General features: G+C 65.1%; 17 protein-coding genes. 6 read left to right on the plus strand and 11 right to left on the minus strand.

Annotation, left to right across the window (positions count from 1 at the left end; genetic code table 11):
- Positions 1 to 23: 23 nt before the first annotated feature.
- The 8 genes from GJR96_RS10740 to GJR96_RS10775 all read right to left on the minus strand — a co-directional run bounded on the left by GJR96_RS10740 (position 24) and on the right by GJR96_RS10775 (position 5,935).
- The gene (locus GJR96_RS10740; RefSeq protein WP_058572111.1) at positions 24 to 290 is read right to left on the minus strand and encodes an elongation factor 1-beta; all 267 of its coding nucleotides are present in this window, start codon (positions 288 to 290) and stop codon (positions 24 to 26) included.
- 2 nt (positions 291 to 292) lie between these two features.
- The gene (locus GJR96_RS10745) at positions 293 to 472 is read right to left on the minus strand and encodes an HVO_2753 family zinc finger protein (RefSeq protein ID WP_004042997.1); all 180 of its coding nucleotides are present in this window, start codon (positions 470 to 472) and stop codon (positions 293 to 295) included.
- An 83-nt stretch (positions 473 to 555) separates the two neighbouring features.
- Positions 556 to 1,803, minus strand: coding sequence for a tripartite tricarboxylate transporter permease (locus GJR96_RS10750; protein WP_151162927.1), 1,248 nt, complete (start codon positions 1,801 to 1,803; stop codon positions 556 to 558).
- Between the two features lie 163 nt (positions 1,804 to 1,966).
- Positions 1,967 to 2,296, minus strand: coding sequence for a 50S ribosomal protein P1 (gene rpl12p, locus GJR96_RS10755; protein WP_151162928.1), 330 nt, complete (start codon positions 2,294 to 2,296; stop codon positions 1,967 to 1,969).
- Positions 2,297 to 2,320: 24 nt separating this feature from the next.
- Positions 2,321 to 3,358 (minus strand): 50S ribosomal protein L10, encoded by a 1,038-nt coding sequence (locus GJR96_RS10760; RefSeq protein WP_151162929.1) that lies wholly within the window; start codon positions 3,356 to 3,358, stop codon positions 2,321 to 2,323.
- A complete protein-coding gene (locus GJR96_RS10765; protein ID WP_151162930.1) occupies positions 3,355 to 3,993 on the minus strand; it encodes a 50S ribosomal protein L1 in 639 nt (212 codons plus the stop codon). Before GJR96_RS10765 ends, GJR96_RS10760 begins: the two co-directional genes overlap by 4 nt.
- 250 nt (positions 3,994 to 4,243) lie before the next feature.
- Positions 4,244 to 4,723, minus strand: a complete 480-nt coding sequence (locus GJR96_RS10770; RefSeq protein WP_151162931.1) for a 50S ribosomal protein L11 — start codon at positions 4,721 to 4,723, stop codon at positions 4,244 to 4,246.
- Positions 4,724 to 4,870: 147 nt separating this feature from the next.
- On the minus strand, positions 4,871 to 5,935 hold the full coding sequence (locus tag GJR96_RS10775) for a M20/M25/M40 family metallo-hydrolase (protein WP_151162932.1): 1,065 nt from the start codon (positions 5,933 to 5,935) through the stop codon (positions 4,871 to 4,873).
- A 172-nt stretch (positions 5,936 to 6,107) separates the two neighbouring features.
- Here GJR96_RS10775 and GJR96_RS10780 point away from each other — a divergent pair, with 172 nt between their 5' ends.
- The 3 genes from GJR96_RS10780 (at position 6,108) to GJR96_RS10790 (ending at position 8,370) form a co-directional block, all read left to right on the plus strand.
- Positions 6,108 to 6,434: a hypothetical protein gene (locus tag GJR96_RS10780; protein ID WP_151162933.1), complete on the plus strand. Its 327-nt coding sequence runs from the start codon at positions 6,108 to 6,110 to the stop codon at positions 6,432 to 6,434.
- 119 nt (positions 6,435 to 6,553) lie between these two features.
- Entirely contained in the window at positions 6,554 to 7,627 is a 1,074-nt protein-coding gene (mvk, locus tag GJR96_RS10785) for a mevalonate kinase (protein WP_151162934.1), read from the plus strand.
- Entirely contained in the window at positions 7,624 to 8,370 is a 747-nt protein-coding gene (locus GJR96_RS10790; protein WP_151162935.1) for an isopentenyl phosphate kinase, read from the plus strand. Before mvk ends, GJR96_RS10790 begins: the two co-directional genes overlap by 4 nt.
- A gap of 26 nt (positions 8,371 to 8,396) precedes the next feature.
- Here the strand turns inward: GJR96_RS10790 and GJR96_RS10795 are convergent, their stop codons facing one another.
- Positions 8,397 to 9,143, minus strand: a complete 747-nt coding sequence (locus GJR96_RS10795) for an MBL fold metallo-hydrolase (RefSeq protein ID WP_151162936.1) — start codon at positions 9,141 to 9,143, stop codon at positions 8,397 to 8,399.
- A gap of 104 nt (positions 9,144 to 9,247) precedes the next feature.
- Here GJR96_RS10795 and GJR96_RS10800 point away from each other — a divergent pair, with 104 nt between their 5' ends.
- The 3 genes from GJR96_RS10800 (at position 9,248) to GJR96_RS10810 (ending at position 14,190) form a co-directional block, all read left to right on the plus strand.
- On the plus strand, positions 9,248 to 10,231 hold the full coding sequence (locus GJR96_RS10800) for an ABC transporter permease (RefSeq protein WP_151162937.1): 984 nt from the start codon (positions 9,248 to 9,250) through the stop codon (positions 10,229 to 10,231).
- A complete protein-coding gene (locus tag GJR96_RS10805; protein ID WP_151162938.1) occupies positions 10,224 to 11,369 on the plus strand; it encodes an ABC transporter permease in 1,146 nt (381 codons plus the stop codon). Before GJR96_RS10800 ends, GJR96_RS10805 begins: the two co-directional genes overlap by 8 nt.
- Positions 11,370 to 11,439: 70 nt before the next feature.
- Positions 11,440 to 14,190 (plus strand): ATP-dependent helicase, encoded by a 2,751-nt coding sequence (locus GJR96_RS10810; protein ID WP_151162939.1) that lies wholly within the window; start codon positions 11,440 to 11,442, stop codon positions 14,188 to 14,190.
- Between the two features lie 39 nt (positions 14,191 to 14,229).
- Here GJR96_RS10810 and GJR96_RS10815 read toward each other — a convergent pair whose 3' ends face one another.
- Together GJR96_RS10815 and GJR96_RS10820 are read right to left on the minus strand one after the other, a co-directional pair.
- Complete coding sequence (locus tag GJR96_RS10815; protein WP_151162940.1) at positions 14,230 to 15,438, minus strand: lactate racemase domain-containing protein; 1,209 nt, start codon at positions 15,436 to 15,438, stop codon at positions 14,230 to 14,232.
- Positions 15,439 to 15,504: 66 nt separating this feature from the next.
- The gene (locus GJR96_RS10820) at positions 15,505 to 18,159 is read right to left on the minus strand and encodes an ATP-dependent helicase (RefSeq protein WP_151162941.1); all 2,655 of its coding nucleotides are present in this window, start codon (positions 18,157 to 18,159) and stop codon (positions 15,505 to 15,507) included.
- Positions 18,160 to 18,181 lie beyond the last annotated feature (22 nt).

The following is an 18,181-nucleotide window of genomic DNA, read 5'->3' on the forward strand; positions in this document are numbered from 1 at the left end:
TCTGTAAAAGGGTGGTCGTACAGTTAGATACGGCCGACGTTCTCGACGGAGACGGACTCGACGCCGTCCACTCCGGTGAACGCCTCTTCGACGGCCTCGGTGCCGCCGGCGTCGTCAGGGACGATGACCGTCGGCAGGAGTGCGACGAGGCCGAACGCGACGTCGTCGCGTTCGAAGCCCTTGATTTTCGCACCCTCGGGGAGGGAGTCTTCGAGCTTGTCCTCGAGGTCGTCGAGGTCCAGCTCGGGGCTGTTCGGCATGACCTTGATTTTAGCGGCTACTTTTCCCATGTTTATGGACCCATGAACCCGCAGTCGGGGCACTCGTAGAGGTTGCTCTGCTTGCGGCACTTGGAACAACGCGAAATCTCCTGGCCACAGTCGGGGCACTTGAACGTCGCTGCGCTCATGCCAGCGATGTTGATGCCACAGGACACACACTGGTGCGCGTGTCGCTGTTCGGACTCGCTCATACGCTCACAAACCGGCGCACGACTTTTAACCGTTGTCTTTCCGGGTTCCAGTGGGGGTAATCTGTGTCCCACGTCGACACGACTCATCCGAGTGCTACCGGTCCCATGAGGACACTCATCAGGTGGACGCGACGGCATCCGAGGGACACTGGAACGTAGCCAACGAGTGCGGCGACGACGAGGACGGCGACGCCACCCACGCCCGCGAACGCCCACGAGAGCACGACGAGAAAGACGCAGACGACGGTGACGAGTCGCCGCTGGTCGAATCGCCCCACGAGCACCAACGCCCGGTCACCGAGGAGTGGGACCAACATCGCGCCGACCATGCCGGCGACGACAGTTACCGGGACTGCAACCCAGAGACCGGACGGGAGGTCGGCGGCCGTGAGCGCGACGAGTGCACCGGTTCGCGGGGTTCCCAGCCCGACCAACGCGAACAGCGCGAACACTGTCGTCGCCGTCGTGGCCGCACTCGTCGCCGTGACGTACGCCCGTGCCGACTGGTCCGGGTCGCGTGCAGGGAGGACTGCGAGTGCGAGTGTCCCTGCAATCCCAGCGGAGACGCCGGGGAGATAGCCGACGAATGCGCCCCCGCCGGTTCCAGCGAGGATACTGCGAGCGACTGCCCGTCGACTCGTCGCGAGCGTCGTATCACCCTGTGGTGGGACGCCCGCGCCATCGCGCGCGTCGAGGAGGACTGGAACTCCGAACAGACCGGCCAAGAGTGGGGCCAACACGCCGCCAACCGGGAGCGGGCCGGCAAATGTCCTGTCGAGAACGGCGAATCCCAGTCCCGCCGCAGCGACCACTGTCCCCGCCGCCGCGAGTCTCCCACGCAGTGTCGGTTCGGCCCAGACGAGCGCCAGAACGACGGCACCGAGAACGGCCCACAGGGAGTCGCGAACGACTGGGTAGACACCGACCATCACCTCGGTAATCGGGAGTGCGAGTGGGACGGCGAGACAGAGGGCGGCACCGCTCCCGAGTGCAGACAGTCGCAACGCTTCGCGGCCTCTCCCGCCGAGAACGAGTCGATGGGCCGGGAGCGCGCCGGGTGCGAGCGCCGCGTCTGGGACGCCGAGTGCCAACGCGGGAACCACGTCGAGGAACGTGTGGACCGTGGCCGCTGCGAGAATGGCGGCGGCGATTGCGGCTGGTGGGCCGGGGATGCTGGACGCGACGCTCGCCAGCAGGAGTGCGAACGCGTTGGCGTGGAGGCCGGGGACGAGGCCGGAACACGTCCCGAGGACGACACCGACCACGACACCAGTGACGACGGCCATAGTCGGCTCGGTGGTGACGAGTCCGAGTGCCCCAGTGAACGACATCGCATCGAGGTGGCCCCGTGATTGGGTATGAACCTACGGCTATGCTGGGTCGGCAGACGACCAACGTGAGTCGACACCGAGCGCTGCCGCTCCCGGGAACGAAGAAAAATGCAGAATTGGGAAGCGAGTCGTGCCGCGTGTGCGGCGTGTGTCTCGCGAGGGTTTAGCCGAAGAGAGCGCCGAGGCCTTCGCCGTCTGCCTCTTCGTCTTCGTCGTCGTCTTCGTCAGCGGCCTCTTCTTCGGCGGCTTCCTCTTCGTCGTCATCGTCAGCGGTCTCGACTTCGCCACCAGCGCCGCCCGTCGCGGGAGCGGGGGCAGCGGCGGCCGTCTCGATGGCCTCTTCGATGTCGACGTCCTCGAGCGCGGCGACGAGCGCCTTGACGCGGGACTCTTCGACATCGACGCCAGCGGCGTCGAGGACTGCGGTGATGTTCTCTTCGTTGATCTCTTCTTCCGTCTCGTTCAGGATGAGTGCGGCGTAGACGTATTCCATTGTTGTGTTCCTCGTTGTGTGTTGTTAGAACAGCGAGCCGAGAGCGTCGCCTGCGTCACCGTCGTCTTCCTCGTCGGTGTCGTCGGCGTCAGCCTCTTCGGCGTCTGCTTCTGCTTCTTCTTCGTCGGTCGATTCGTCTTCCGCTGCGGGTTCCGCGCTCTGCGCGGAGACGCCGCGGAGTTCCTCAGGGAGTGCCTCTTCGTCGTCGATCTGGGCGGCAAGTGCCCGGAGCTGGCCGTCCGCCTTGCTGATGAGTTCCGGCATGAAGTCCGGACTCTCGATGTTGGCGAACAGACCGACGGATTTGGCCTCGCTGGTCGCCTTCGCGATGAGCGTCGGCGCGGTCTGAGCGGTCGGGTAGACCGCGTTGACCGAGAGGTTGGTCGCGGCGGCGACGGCCGACTGGATGTCGGCGCGGTACTCGTCCACGTCGATGGCGAGTTCGTCGGGTTCGAACAGGACGCCTTCGGAGAAGACGCCACGAAGGTCGAGACCGACCTCCTTGGGCTCGATACCGAGTTCTGCCAGGACGTTCGCGAGTTCCTCGGAGACTTCCTCGCCCGTCGAGAGGACGTGGGAGTCTTCGGTCACCTTGATGGAGCCGTCCATAATGCGGGCGGACGCTCCGACTTGCTGGAGTTCGCCAACGAACGGACCCGGGTCGACACCCGTGTCACCCTCGGGGATGACGATGTCGTTCGGGGCAACCTCGCCAGCGTTGATGGGCGCGGGCGTCTTCGACGCCTCGAGCTCCTTGTACAGGGCGAACGGGTTGTCGTTCGTGCCGATGAGGGCGACCTGTCCGGCGACGTACTCCTTGAGTTCCTCGAAGCCGTCGTCGACTTCGTCGAGCGCGCGGTTCACGAGCGTGTTACGGCTCATACGCACCTGAGCCGAGCCGTGAAGCTCGCGGCGCATGGCCTGGAGCTGGCGGCTCGGGATGCCCGCGACGCCCACGACACCGACGGATTCGTAGGATTCGACGAATTCGACGAGCGCGTCGACTTCGTCCTGTTTCCACTGCGGAATGACTTCCGTCTGTCGAGCTTCAGATTCGCTCATGCGGGCACCTCCACGGACGGACCCATCGTCGTCTTCACGAAGATAGAGTCGATGTTGAGGGGGCCCTTTTCGAGCGTCGCCTCGAGACGACGAACGATAACGTCGATGTTCTCCGCGATTTCGTCGGGAGCCATATCGTCCGCGCCGACGCGCGTGTGGAACGTGCGTCGGTCACGGGAGCGGAGTTGCACCGTGTTCTTCATCCGATTCACCGTCTCGACGACGTCGTCGTCGGGCTGAAGCGGGGTCGGCATCTTACCACGAGGACCGAGGACGGTACCAAGGTAGCGACCGATGTCCTGCATCAGTGCTGCCTCGGCAACGAAGAAGTCGGTCTCGTCGGCAAGGTCTTTCGCCGCATCAGAGTCGTCACCGAGGTCCTCGAGTTCATCTGGTCCGAGAACGTCGTCAGCGACATCTTCAGCGCGGAGCGCGGTTTCACCGGTCGCGAACACCACAATCTGGGTGTCCTGGCCGGTGCCAGACGGGAGTACGATACTCTCGTCGACACGCTTCGACGGGTCGTTAAGATCTAAATCGCGCAGGTTCACGGCGAGGTCAACCGTTTCGCGGAAGTTCCGCCCAGGTGCCTCGTCGAGTGCGCGAGAGACTGCGTCAACTATTGTGTCTGCCATTATTCACCTCCGTAGTACGCAGGATTGCTCCTACGGGTCAGTGAAACAGGCTACTGCCTGCCTCGTCCGGCAGGACGAGTAGGCCAAACTTAAGTCCGTCGAAGAAAGGGCGTCGAGGCGGCCGAATTCGGCCGTTTCGCGTGTGACGGCGACACATGCAGCCACGCGAAGCTATCCGTATTCTGGAGAGGAGAAAGCGGGCCGAGCAGACTCGGCCCGACGGAAAGTGCGGTTCGACGTGGCGAGACGATTACTCGTCGTCGAAGTAGTCGTCGAACTCGCCGCCGTCGATGCGCTCTTTGAACGTCCGCGCGTCTTCGCCCTCGACGGTGACGCCGAGCGACGCACACGTGCCGGCGACTTCCTTCGAGGCGTTCTTGAGGTCGTACGCGAGCAGGTCAGAGGACTTCTGCTCGGCGACCTTCTTCAGCTGTTCGATGGACATGTCGGCGACGAAGTCCTTCTGGGGCTCGCCGCTGCCAGTCTCGAATCCGACCTCGTCCTTGATGAGGGCGGCCGTCGGCGGGACACCGACCTCGATAGAGAACGAACCGTCGTCCTCGTACTCGACGGTGACGGGCACTTCCATGCCGTCGAACGCTGCCGTCTGGTCGTTGATCTGGTTGACGACGTCCTGCACGTCGACGGGGGTCGGGCCGAGTTCCGGGCCGAGCGGCGGACCGGGGTTCGCCTTCCCGCCGGGAACGAGTACTTCGATAGTTCCAGCCATACGTGGAAACACCGTGTGGCGACTTTTAACGGTTTTCTTTCGCCCGGAGACGTGTGAGAAGACTACGCACAGACCGGACAGCGACCACGTGACAGCGGCCACCAACTCGGTTCCGGTGTCCGTCCTGTGACCGGTGACAGTCCCCGATTACAGTTCGACGCCGAAGGACTCGACGTCGCCTGCGAGCGTCGCCATCGCCCCGAGAAGCGCGGCCACGTCGTCTAAGTCCTCCGTCGAGATGACTTCGACCGGCGTGTGCATGTAGCGGTTCGGGATGCCGATGTTGAGTGAGGGGATGCCGGAGCGACTCGTGTAGAAGGCGTCGGCGTCCGTGCCGGTGTACGTGCCGGTCGCTTCCAGTTGCACGTCGATGTCGGCTTCCGCCGCGGCGTCGCGGGCGAGTTTGACGACGTTCGGGTGGTTAGCGCTCCCGCGGGAGATGGATGGTCCTTCGCCGAGTTCGACCGGGCCCTTGGCCTTGCCCGGTACGTCCGGGTTGTCCGTCGCGTGCGTCACGTCCACGGCGACCATCGCGTCGGGGTTCAGGTCGTAGCCGACCATCTTCGCACCTTGCACGCCGACTTCTTCTTGGACCGTGCTGACGGCGTAGACAGTGGCGTCCACGTCTGCTTCGACGGCGGCGCGCAGTCCTTCGGCGGCGGCCCACGTCCCCACGCGGTTGTCCATCCCGTTGGCCGCGATACGGTCGCCCGCGAGGTCACGGACTCGTCCTTCGACAGTCACGGGGTCGCCGACTTCGACGTAATCTTTGGCGTCGCCTTTGCTCGTGACGCCGATGTCGACGAACTGCTCTTCGAGGTCGTCGTACTCCTCTTTGCCCACGTCGCGGAGATGGATGGCCGTCTGGCCGATGACGCCGGGCACGTCGCCGTCCTCGTTGTGGACGGTCACGTGCTGGCCTTTCGAGACGGTTCGGTCGGCCCCGCCGATGGGGCCGATGCGGACGAACCCGTCGTCGTCGATGTCGCGGACGATGTAGCCAATCTGGTCGGCGTGGCCCGCGAACGCGATTTCGGGGCCGTCGCCCGAGCCTTCGTGGACTGCGACGGCGTTGCCGTAGGCATCGACCGTCACGTCGTCGGCGAACTGGGAGACGTAGTCCACCCAGACGCGCTGTCCGTCGGTCTCGTACCCGGAAGGGCTGGGTGTGGTGAGCAGGGCGTCGAGGAAGGAACGTTGGTCGTCGTCCATGGGGTTCCTTCGTGGTGCGGGCGTGAAGAACACAGCGAAAATCCGACCGTACCTGTCGCGACGGAACCGCCACAGGTGGCACAGAAGCCACAGTGGAGACCAACCTACCGAACGTTTCCACCCGGTGAGTATCGCCACAACGACTATCACTCTTGTGAGCGTATTGATGGGTATGGCCGACTTTACCCTCTTCGAGGTACACCTGCACGACGGCTTCGAGTTCAGCCCTTCCAGCCGCGGACCGTTCTTCGGGAAGAGCGAAGAGATGTCTGAAGACTACGAGGCGGAACTCGAATCGGAGGCCGAAGAGTACGACATCGAGATAGAGACCGAAGACGAAGACGAATCCAGCGGCAGTCGCGCGATGTCGATGCTGGTCGGTCTCGTCCTCCTCGTCGGTATCGCGGCAATCGTCCGCTTCGTCCGTGGTCGCGGCGACGACGACCTCGACGAACTGGCCGACCTCGACGACCGCGAGGAAGTCGAAATCGGAGCCTGAACCGGCGACGACGCCAGCACCGCCCGCACAACGTCCCCGTCTCCGTTCTTTGTGACCCACCCTCCCAGTGACGACGCCGGTCGGATACGCTTAAGCGAGTCCCACAGAAAGCCCGGAACATGACCGTTTCGAGCGCTCCCGGCAAGGTGTACCTGTTCGGGGAGCACGCAGTCGTCTACGGCGAACCGGCAGTCCCGTGTGCCGTCGAGCGCCGGGCGACTGTCTCCGTCTCGCTCCGTGACGACGACCACGTTCGGGTCCGTGCCGAAGACCTGAGTCTCAACGGCTTCACCGTCGAGTACAGCGGTTCGACGGGCGGCCGCCCGGACGTTGACGTTCCAGCACCGCTCGTCGAGGCCGCGATGGGGTACATCGACGCCGCCGTCGAACAGGCCCGCGACGCCGCCGGCGCCCCCGACGCTGGCTTCGACATCAGCGTCGAGAGCGACATCCCGCTGGGTGCTGGTCTCGGGTCGTCGGCCGCCGTCGTCGTCGCCGGCATCGACGCCGCCACGCGCGAACTCGGCGTCGAACTCTCTCCCCGAGAGATAGCCGAGCGAGCGTACAAGGCAGAGTACGAAGTCCAAGACGGACAGGCCTCGCGCGCGGACACCTTCTGTTCGGCCATGGGTGGCGCAGTCCGTGTCGAAGGCGACGACTGCCGGACGATTGATGCGCCGGCGCTCCCGTTCGTCATCGGATTCGACGGCGGCGCGGGCGACACCGGCGCACTCGTCTCCGGCGTTCGCCAACTCCGCGAGCGCTACGACTTCGCCGCCGACACTGTCTCCACCATCGGCGACATCGTCCGGCGCGGCGAGGAACTCCTCGCCGACGCGGACCCCGACGAGGAACCGACCGAGGAACTCCTCTCCGAACTCGGCGGGTTCATGAACTTCAACCACGGCCTGCTCGAAGCACTGGGTGTCTCCTCTCGCTCGCTCGATTCGATGGTCTGGGCGGCCCGCGAGGCCGGTGCCCACGGCGCGAAACTGACCGGTGCGGGCGGTGGCGGGTGTATCGTCGCACTCGACCCGACGCCCGAGTCACAGACCGGTCTCCGATTCACACCGGGGTGCGAAGACGCCTTCCGTGCCGAACTCGCTACCGAGGGCGTCCGCGTAGAAGAACCGCCGACCACCGACGGTGAGACACCCGCTACCGACGACTCGTCCGCGGAGGAGTCGGCGTGAGCCTCGTCGTCCTCAAACTCGGCGGGAGCGTCGTCACCGACAAGGACGAACCCGAGACGGTAGACGAGGACGGCCTCGCCGCCGCCGCAGACGCCGTTGCATCTCTCGCCGCGTCCGGACAGGTCGTCGTCGTCCACGGCGGCGGCAGTTTCGGCCATCACCACGCCGCCGACCACGGCGTCTCGTCTGCGACCGGAACCCACGACGCCGTCGGCGTCCGCGCCATCCACGACGCGATGAAGCGCCTGAACGACGCCGTCCTCGACGCCCTCGCGGAGCGTGACGTTCCGGCGCTTCCAGTTCACCCGCTGTCTGCCGGTGCGCGCACCGAGGATGGGTCGCTGTCGCTTCCGCTCGCATCGACTGAGACGATGCTCGCAGAAGGGTTCGTTCCAGTGCTCCACGGAGACGTCATCGCCCACGCGGGCGAGGGGGCGACTATCGTCAGCGGTGACGACTTGGTCGTCTCGCTCGCCTCCGGTCTCGGTGCGGACCGAGTCGGCCTCTGTTCGACGGTTCCGGGCGTCCTCGACACCGACGGCGACGTGATTCCGGAGATTACGGCGTTCGAGGACGCCGCCGCCGCACTCGGCGGGTCCGAGTCCACAGACGTGACCGGTGGCATGGCCGCAAAAGTTCGGAAGTTACTCGCACTCGGTGCACCTGCACACGTCTTCGGTCCAGACGGTCTCTCGTCGTTCGTCGCGGGCGAGTCTCCCGGGACCGTCATCCGCGGCGAGTAAACGCCGAGCGACGCCGAATCAGCTACTCAGAATTCGACGGTCATCCCGTCTTCTGCAACCTTCACCTCGCCGTCGAAGTGCGCTGTGACGCGTTCGACGAGTTCGCCAGTCACGCGGTCAGCGTGGGGGTACAGGTGTGTGAGAAACACCGTGTCGATGTCGCGTCCGGTCAGCGTCTCGCCGAGTTTGGTCGGCGTCGGGTGGTTCGACACGTCCACGTCGTCCGGGAACGAGCAGTCGTGGACGAGGACGCTCGCACCGTCGGCGAAGTCGGTGAGTCCCTCGAACGCCTCGGTGTCACCCGAGACGACGAGGTCAGACTCGCCCAACTCGTTCGTAAATCGGTAGGCGAGCGTCGGTACGGAGTGTCGCACTTCGTAGCCCATCACGTCGAATCCGGCGATACCGAACTCGTGCGGACCGACCTCTCGGACGGAGATGTCGAGTCGGTCTTTCATGTAGTCGTGTACGTCGAGGAGGCCGTCGACGAGTGCCTCGGTCCCTTCCGGGCCGACGATTTCGAGGTCGTCCTCACCGACCAACCATCGCGCCTTGACGAGTGGCATGAGGTCCGAGACGTGGTCGAGGTGGACGTGGGTCAGAAGCACCGACGAGACGCCTTCGTATCCAACGTCGGTTTCGGCGAGTCGAGCGAGGACGCCCGACCCGCAATCGACGAGGAGCGTGTTCGAATCCGATTCGAGGAGAAGTCCAGACTGGGCACGGCCCGAGACGGGCATCGCGCTCCCAGTGCCGAGGAATGTGACGCGCATGGGTCACTATACCACGTTTCCCGCGTTAGTCCTTGTGTTCGGTCTGACCGATTCGCTGAAATGAAAATCTTGATATCCTGCATGATTATTTTCACGGATGTCCCGTGTCCCGCATTCGCACCCTCCTCTCCCACAGCATTTTCGCCGTTCTCGGCGTCTACGCGGTTGTCTCACTCGCGTTTGCCCTCATCGCCCTCACACCGGACCCCGGCGAGGCGTTCCTCGCCCACACGCTCGCCCGGCACGGTCAGGGTGACCAGATAGAAGCAGAGATTCAGGCCTACCGCGCGGCCCGGAACCTCGATGCACCCGTCGCCGTCCGATACGTCCGTTGGCTCGTCGACATCACCGTCCTCGATTGGGGCCGCTCACTCGAGACGGGTCGGCCCGTCCTCTCGATGGTTCGCGACGGCCTGACCTACACGTTCGCGTACGTCGTTCCGGGCATCCTCGTCGGGACTATCGGTGGCATCTGGGCGGGGCTAATGAGCGCCTCGGAGGACCGCACTCGGTCCCGACGCGGCCTCTCGGTCCTCTCGTACGTCGCCTTCGGTGTCCCGAGTTTCTGGGTCGCCGCCGTGTTCCTCATCGCCGTCGCGCCGTCGCTCTCGTGGTTCCCCGACCGGTTGCCTGCGAGTGGCCCGTTCACGCCGGACGGTGCGTTGTTCCTCTTCCCGGCCGCACTCCTCGTCGGTGTGAACGTCTTCGCTGGGCAGTTTCGATACGCCCAGAGTAAAGGACGCGAGTACCTCAAAGCGGACTTCGTCCGCCAACACCGAGCAATCGGCATCAGTCGACCACGCGTCATGTGGTACATCCTCCGCGTCGCCGCCGTCCCGTTGCTCGCCGTCTCGCTGGCGGACCTCATCGCCATCCTCGTCGTCACCGTGTTCGTCGTCGAGTTTGTCTTCAACGTACCCGGTATCGGTCTCCTCACGTACGGCGCGATTTCGGACCGCGACATGCCGGTGGTGCTGGGGGCGACGATGGTCGTCGCGCTCACTGGCATCGGCGTGAACTTCCTCCAGGAGGTCGTAAACACGCTTCTGGACCCCAGAATCGGTGACGACGGAGGGTCGCATGACTGACACCGTCACCGGGGCCGGAGCAGACGACGACCCATCGGCGGGGAACGACCCGGCGAGTCGGGTCGCGTGGAAACCGTTCGTCCTCGTGGTCGGTCTGCTCGGATTTGCGGCACTCGCATGGTACTCGTCGAACGTAGATTCGCTCCCGCTCCTCGGCGACCTGCGCAGAATCGACTTCCTGTTCGCCCCCTCGTTGTTCCTCTTCGCCGTCTACGGGGTCGCACCAGTGATACTCGAACCGGGCCGGGCGCGCCCACTGTGGAACTACGCGTCGCGACGGCCACTCGTCGCGTTCAGTCTCCTGTGGGTCGCCGCGTTCGTCGTCGTCGGCCTGCTTGCCCCCGTGTTCATCGACCTGTCGTTCGACCTCGACGCGACGAACCAGTCACCGGTGTTCACCGCTGTCTCCACCACCTTCACGGACGACTGCGTCGGCACCGCCGTCGACGGCCGGTGTTTCGGCACGTGGGAGCACCCACTCGGCACGACGGGTATCGGTCGCGACGTGTCGAAGTTGGTCCTCTACGGCGCGCGCGAGGCACTCACGTTCGCCACTATCGTGGCAGCGCTCATCGTCCCCATCGCCACGACAGTCGGCGTCGTCGCGGGATACCGCGGTGGATGGACCGACGAGATACTGATGCGTATCGTCGACGTCCAACAGACGCTCCCGGCGTTCGTCATCTACCTCATCGCGAGTTTCCTCTACGGTGAGAGCGAGTTCCTCCTCGTCGTCGTCTTCGGCCTCACGAGTTGGGGGAGCGTCGCGCGAATCGTCCGCAACGAGACGCTCCATCTGCGGGCGAGCGAGTACGTGACCGCCGCCCTCGTCGTCGGTGCCGGGACGCCGCACATCCTCCGACGCCACATCCTCCCGAAACTCTCGGGGCCAATCGCCACCGCCGTCACGCGGCAGATTCCGATGTTACTCCTCGTCGAGGCGGCGTTGTCGTACATGGACCTGACCGTCGTCACCACCGGGTCGTGGGGGCGGACGATTCGGACCGGATTGGTTGAGTTCCCGCAGGCGTGGTGGGTCTCGACCGTCCCTGTCGTCGTCCTCTGTGTGACAATCGTCGCCTTCAGCGTCCTCGGCGACGCACTCCGAGAGGTGGCCGACCCGCGACTGGGAGACTGACGCGGTCCGAGCGCGAGAAGTACACTCGCGGGGCACAACCCTCATACCTGCGGAGGCTAACCCCGAGGTAATGACTCAGCGTGGCCGTTCCCTCCTCACTGCGAAGCGGGACGACTACGACTTCGACCCCGAGTCGGTCGCCGTCGCCGACGAGGACGTCCTCGACCTGCTGGAACCCGCCGTTCAGGAGTGGTGGGTCGACCAGTTCGGCGCGTTCGTCCCCGGCAACGGCGGTTTTTTCACGCCGCCGCAACGCGGGGCGATTCCACTCATCCACGAAGACCAGAACGCCCTCATCTGCGCCCCCACCGGGTCGGGCAAGACCCTTGCATCCTTCACGGCCATCATCAACGAGTTGTTCCGACGAGACCGGGAGTCACCAGACGGCCTCGACAACTCGGTGTACTGTCTCTACGTCTCACCGCTGAAATCACTCGCAAACGACATCCACCGGAACCTCACCGAACCGCTCTCGGGAATCGCCGACATCGCCGCCGAACGCGACGAGACAATCGACATCAGACACGCCATCCGACACGGCGACACGTCGTCGTCGGACCGGCAGAAGATGTTGGAGGAGACGCCGCACATCCTCAACACCACCCCGGAGACGCTGGCCATCCTGCTCAACTCGCCGAAGTTCAAAGAGAAACTCCGAACCGTCGAGTACGTCGTCGTCGACGAGATACACAGTCTGGCCGAGAACAAACGCGGGACGCACCTCTCCGTCTCGCTGGAGCGGCTGGAAAACCTCGCCGAATCGTCGCCGACGCGCATCGGATGTTCCGCGACGGTCGAACCGCTGGACACCGTCGGTGAGTTCCTCGTCGGCTACGAAGACGGCGACCCTCGAGACTACGAACTCGTCGACACCCGATTCGTCCGCGATTTCGATATCGAACTGGAGTGTCCGACCGACGACCTGATTCGGACGCCGCGCGCGGCGGTCCAGACGCGCTTCTACGACCGACTCCACGAACTCGTGACCTCGCATACGAACACGCTCGTCTTCACGAACACCCGCTCTGGAGCGGAACGCGTCCTGCACAACCTCCGGGAGACGTACCCCGACATCGACGAGTCGAACTCCGGGTGCCACCACGGGAGTCTCTCGAAAGAGCGCAGACAGGAGATTGAGTCCAGACTGAAAGCCGGCGAGTTACGGGTCGTCACCACCTCCACGAGTCTCGAACTCGGCATCGACATGCCCCACATCGACCTCGTGGTACAGGTCGGGTCGCCGAAGTCGGTGGCGGCACTCCTCCAACGTGTCGGCCGGGCGGGCCACCAACTCGGCCAGACCGTCGAAGGGCGTGTCATCGCCCTCGACAGAGACGAACTCGTGGAGTGCGCGGTGATGCTCACGAAGGCCGAAGAGGGGTTCGTCGACCGCGTGTTCATCCCGGAGAACGCCTTCGACGTCGCCGCCCAGCAGGTCTACGGGATGGCCATCAATTCGATTCGCCCCGAGTCCGAGGTCCGCGAGACGCTCCGGCGGGCGTACCCCTACCGCAACTTCTCGGACGACGACTTCGAACGACTGTTCCGGTATCTCACCGCCGACTACGACGGCCTCGAAGACAAGAACGTCTACGCGAAGGTCTGGCGCGACACGAACGACCCGCCCGACGGCGAACACCACTACGAGGAGTATCCCGTCGGCGAACCACTCGTCGGCAAGCGCGGGCGGATGGCGCGCGTCATCTACATGACCAACATCGGAACCATCCCCGACTCTTTCACCTGTGACGTGTTGGTCCGCGGGGCCGACCAGTGGGTCGGCACACTGGACGAAGGCTACCTCGACACGCTGGAGAAAGGCGACGTGTTCGTTCTCGGCGGCGACAACTTCGCCTACCGCTACCGGCGCGGGTCGAAGGTGTACGTCGACCGGACCTCACAGCGACCGACCGTCCCATCGTGGTTCTCCGAACGCCTCCCGCTATCGTACGACCTCGGACGAGAGATAGCCGCTTTCCAGCAGGAAATCGTCGAACGCCTCGCGTCGGGCGGCCCACCTGCCGTTCGCACGTGGCTTCGTGACTTGCCCCTCGACGAGAACAGCGTCCGCGCCGTCACGCGCATGTTCGACGAGCAGGTTCGGTACACCGGTCCCGAGAGCGTGGCGACACCCGACCGACTCGTCGTCGAGACGGAACTCGACCGCGAGACCTACCGCCGGCACTACTACGTCCACTGCACCTACGGTAGACAGTTCAACGACGGCCTCTCTCGCCTCCTCGCGTACCACTGCGCCCGCCGGACCAACGCGAACGTACAGGTCGCCGTCGCCGACAACGGATTTTCCATCTCGATGCCGCTGAACCGAAAAGTGGACCTCGGGACCATCCTCCGCGAGGCCGACCACGACACCGTCGCCGAAGACCTGCGGGCCGCACTCGACGGAACCGACCTCCTGAAGCGCTACTTCCGCATCAACGCGACGCGCTCGCTCATGATTCTCAAGCGCTACAAGGGCTACGAGAAGACGGCGGCCCAACAGCAAGTCTCCTCGGAGATGCTGCTGTCGTTCGCACAGGACTTAGACGAGTTCGCCGTCGTCGAAGAGACCTACCGCGAGATTCTCGAAGACAAACTGAACCTCGCCGCCATCGAAGACGTGTTAGCGGCGATTCAGGCCGGCGACGTGGACGTCATCGACCATCAGGTGTCGACGCCGACGCCCCGCGCGTTTGGCCTCGCCACGCTGATGGCGAGTGACGTGGTCCTCGCCGAAGACGAGAGCGCGGCGCTCCGCGAGTTCCACGAACGTGTCCTCGACGAAATCGGCGAGGACGACATCGGAATCGACGTGAACTGACGCGGACACCCTCAGCCAACCAGCCTCCGCCCAGTATCCTCAGACCAACAGCGTGTTCAGCGCGTCCGGGACCACGAGGACGCGACTCCCGGGGTCCACCGCGTCTTCGACCGAGTCTCTGGCGTGCATGAGGCAGTCTTCGACCACGTCGGGTGCCGCCGAGTTCGTCACGTACACGTCGTGCTCGCGGAGGACACGCGCGACGACGAACGCCCGCTGCGCACCCGGTTCGTATCCTGCCCGCATCGACTCGTAGAGCGAGTCGGCATCCGTTGCCGACGAGAGCGCATCGAAGAATCGGCGTTCTCCCGTTCCCTCGCCCGCACCCTCGCCGAGTGCCGCGGGGACGACGAGTCGGCCACGCGCAGTGAGTGGGTTACAGTCTCCGAGGGCGACGTACGTCGCCGCGCGGGTCGCCTGATAGAGGTTCGCGTCTTTCGGCGCACCCACGCCGCAGACGACGGCATCGTAGTCGGCATCGACCGAGACGGAGAGTGCGTCACGAGCAGTCGAAGCGAGCGACCTGACGACTGAGGTGGGGTCGCCCGCGGCGGCACCGAGGAACCCGTCCGGTCCCTTCGTCACGTTGAGACAGAAGTCTGGACCGGCGATGAGTCCCGCGCGGTCCAGCGTCTCGCGGAACGGGTTTCCACGGACGCGGCCGAGGCGGACCCCGTCCCGTGAGAGCATCTCCGGGCCGTGCGTGTAGCGGATGATAGCCTCCGACCCCGCGCCGATGACGACTGTCTTCGCGCCGCCCGAGAACCCGGCGTACTGGTGGGGTTCGACCATGCCAGTCGAGACGACCACGTCGGCGTCGGCGACAGCGGGATGAACCGCGATGGGGCACCCATCGACTGCACCGAGCGTAACCGCCGCGTGTGGGTCGTGGTTCACCGCGAGGGGCGCGTACTCACCGAGTCCGTCGCGGAGTTCCTCGTCGGTCATCGGCCGGTGTAACCCGAGTCCGACGACGATAGTCACGTTCTCGCGGGGGACGGGGAGGTGCTCGAACAACACGTCAACGAGTACGTCGTCGGGCGTGTCGCGCGTCACGTCGGTGACGACGATTGCCACGTCGTCCGCCGGATTGACGAGACTCGCGAGTGGCGGGCCGTGTGGAGACTCCATCGCCGTCTCCGCGACGGTTCGGGGCGAAACTGGGTCTCCGCCGGGAGGACGGGCAACGTCCACGTCGCACGACGGGAGCGAAAGAGAGGTGGTCCCGTCTCCGAGGGGAAGGTCCATGCCACGGGGTACGGTAGAGCAAACGTGAATCTATCGGCAAGTCGCCACGCTCGGTGCCGGGCCGGTCTACCGGCGCGCCCACCGGAGCATCCGGTCGTAGAACGGGTCTGATTCGAGGGCGTCGGCGTCGCCGACGAGACAGAGCGCCTTCTTCGCCCGCGTGAGGGCGACGTTGATGCGGCGGTGGTCCTCGAACAACGGCCCGTCCAAGTCGCCGGTGGCGACGAACGAGACGACGATGACCTCCTTCGACGACCCCTGGAATCGGTCGACGGTGTCGACCGTCACGTCGGTCCGGCGGGAGACTTCGGCGACCTGCGCGCGGAACGGGGCGATGACGCCGATGTCGTCGGCGTCGACGCCCGCGGCCTCGTAAGCGGCGACGATTTCGGCGACGCGGTCCGCCTCGGTCGGGTTGGTGTTGCCGACGCGACGACCATCGGGGTCGACGAACGTCACTTGGTCCGTAAGTTCGGCGGGCAAGTCAGCCGTCTCGACGCCGAGGTCACGGAGGTGCTGGGCCGCGACTTCGCCCGTCGCCGGGCGGAGTGCGCCGTCGTAGAACTCGGCAGACGCGAAGGCCTGAATCCGCTGGGACATCCGGTACTGGCGGTCGAGCATCACCGATGCCTCGGGGTGGGCCTCGATGAGTCGCTGGAAGAGCGAGGTCTGGAGGTCGTTTTCCGCGCGGACGACCGGCGGGAGTTGCTTGTGGTCGCCGACGAGGACGAATCGGTCGGCGAGATTCACGGCGGCGAGCGTCCCCGGTTCGGTGAGTTGGGACGCCTCGTCCACGAGGGCAACGTCGAAGGACTGTTCGCGCATCACGCGCGACCCGCAGGAGGCAGTCGTCGCGGCGACGACTGGCGCGTCGTGCAAGGCCGACGCGAGCGTGTTCGGGTCGCCGCTTCGAGAGAGACGAACGTCGAGCATGTCCTCGCGGACCCCCGATTCGGTGCCGACGCGGACGATATCTTCGAACCCTTGGTCGCGAAGCGCTTCGAGTGCGTTGTCCACCGCGCGGTTCGTAAACGCCGAGAGCAAGACGCGGTTGCCGTCTTCGACGAGGGCGCGGATGGTTCGGGCGATGGTGTACGTCTTGCCAGTCCCCGGTGGGCCGTGGATGAGTGCCACATCGTCGGCGTCGACGGCGAGACTCACTGCCTCGTCTTGCGCTTCATTGTTGTCGATGTACGTCTCACCGGCCGACCGGTCCGCGAATTCGGGGGCGCGGCGGTCGAACAGCACGTCCTTTCGCTCGGGCGACCCCTTCAGCACGGCGTCGTGGAGTGCCGTGAGGAGACGGGCGACGTTGAGTTCCGAGGGGTACACGTCGAGACGACGGAGTGGGACCGGTTCGTCCGTCGTGACGACGACTTCCTCGCCGAGTTCGACGATGCGAGCGAGTTCGGCGTGGCCCTCGACGGGGTGGCCGTCACTAGCGAGAGCAACGTCACCTTCGCGGAGTTTGGACACCGCGTCGTCCGTCTTGCGAGCACGGAGTTCCCACGTCCCGTCGGGTTGTTCCTCCGAGCCGAGTGGTTCGAGGCCGATAATCGCCCGGTCGTCGTCTGCGCGTTCTTCGGGCGACTGTTCCCAGAGTTTGCGGTACTCGGCGTGGACCTCTCTGCGCTCTTCTTCGAGGGCGCGGTAGAATCGGTCGAAGTACGCCCGTTCGTCTTCGGGGACAGGGGTGCCAATCTGACCGGCCTTCGACTCCTGTCCGAGACGACCGGAGACGACCATGCAGGTGTCTTTCTCGAAGCAGTACTGGCACTTCGAGTTCGACTCGTACCCGGTTGGCACCGACACGTCGTGTTCCATCGCGGCGATTTCGTTGCGCGTTCGGACGACGAATTCGAGCAGGCCGCGCCCGATAGAGAAGTCCTTGGCCGGCGAGAGGTCGCCGGACTCCTCGGTTCGGTCCAGCGTGGTGTTCTTCGTGTAGAGGAGCGTCCCGGTATCGACCGGCACGTCGCGTTCGTGGAGGATGAGGGCGTAGGCGGCGGCCTGAATCTTGTCCTGGAATCTGGGGTCGCGCTTGAGGTTCTTCCCGGTTTTGAGTTCGACGGGCGACCCGCGGCGGAGAGCGTCTGCGCGTCCCTTGATGCCGAACGTGGGCGAGATGAGGGTGTACTCAGAGCGCCACTCGTCTTCGTCGGTGAGGACGCCCTGCGAAAGCCACCCCTCGATGGCGGCGGCGTTTCGGCGCACTTCGTCCGCGACTTCCTCCGTCTCGCGGCCGAGCAATCCGAGTTCGAGGCCGCGTTCTTCGATGCGTTCGTCGATGGACGAGTCGAGGTCACGGCCACGGAGTAAGTCGCCGAACACCTCGTGGACGATGGTCCCTTTGACGACGGGGTAGTTCAGCGGGATACCCGAGAGTTTGTTCAGGTAGTACATCCGCGAACACTGGACCCACGAGCGGATGTCGGTCACGTCCACGAGGAAGTCGGGTTCGACGACGACGAACGACTCCTTTCCCGTCGCGTACGTCGTCTCGCCGCGGTACTCCGACTCGTCCACGTCGGTGACGAGGATATCCATCCCCGGTTCGGCGTGTTCGGCGGCGTGCGTCCACTTCCCCCAGAGGGTGACAGTCACTGGGTCAGCCGCCCCGCCGTCGGGACGGAGCGTCACCTCCGCCAGCGAACGCTCTCCGTACCGCGTCTCGACCTCACGTGGGTCGCCCACGTCGACGAGTGGACCGCGAAGATTCACGTCGAAACCGTCGGGGAGGAAC

The organism is Haloferax litoreum (genome assembly GCF_009674605.1).
GTDB classification, from domain to species: domain Archaea; phylum Halobacteriota; class Halobacteria; order Halobacteriales; family Haloferacaceae; genus Haloferax; species Haloferax litoreum.